Below are 502 nucleotides of genomic sequence, written 5' to 3' on the forward strand. Positions count from 1 at the left end.
CCCCGGGTGCTCCCCGAGCCCCCGGAGGCGTGACCGCCACCGGGCGTCGGGGTCCGCGCCGGGCGCACGGGACACGGGGCCACCCGACCACACCCGATCGACGCGCCCCGTCGATCGGATGGCTCCCGGGGAGGGGCGTGAAGGCGTACGGTGGGAGCCGCCCTCCGCCCGCCAGGGAGACAACGTGGCCGAACAGCCCACCCCTCCGAACGCAGTGTCCGCCGGCGGGGCCGCGTCGGCCCCCGCGCTTCCGGGCCGCATACCCTCGGCGGTGGTGGTGGCCGATGACCGGGGCAGGATCACCCACTGGAGCGCCGGAGCACGCCGGCTCTTCGGACTCGGCCGGGAGGAGGCCCGCGGTCGTGCCGTGGCCGACATCCTCCCCGTCTCCGGGGTCTTCGACGTCGTGGGGGACGGTGAGGACGACGGTGCGGCGTACTCCGGTTCGTACACCGGCTCCCGCGCCGACGTCGTCGACGGACCTCCCCGCCCGCTCCCCGAC

At 76.7% G+C, this 502-nt stretch carries 1 protein-coding gene; it reads left to right on the forward strand.

Translation table 11 applies throughout. From position 1 onward, the window contains the following. Nucleotides 1-118: 118 nt before the first annotated feature. Nucleotides 119-502 (forward strand): PAS domain-containing protein (locus FNQ90_RS28590; RefSeq protein WP_182608584.1); only part of this gene is annotated, 384 nt, incomplete at its 3' end.

The sequence above is a fragment of the Streptomyces alkaliphilus genome, from assembly GCF_014141535.1.
Classification (GTDB): Bacteria; Actinomycetota; Actinomycetes; order Streptomycetales; family Streptomycetaceae; genus Streptomyces; species Streptomyces alkaliphilus.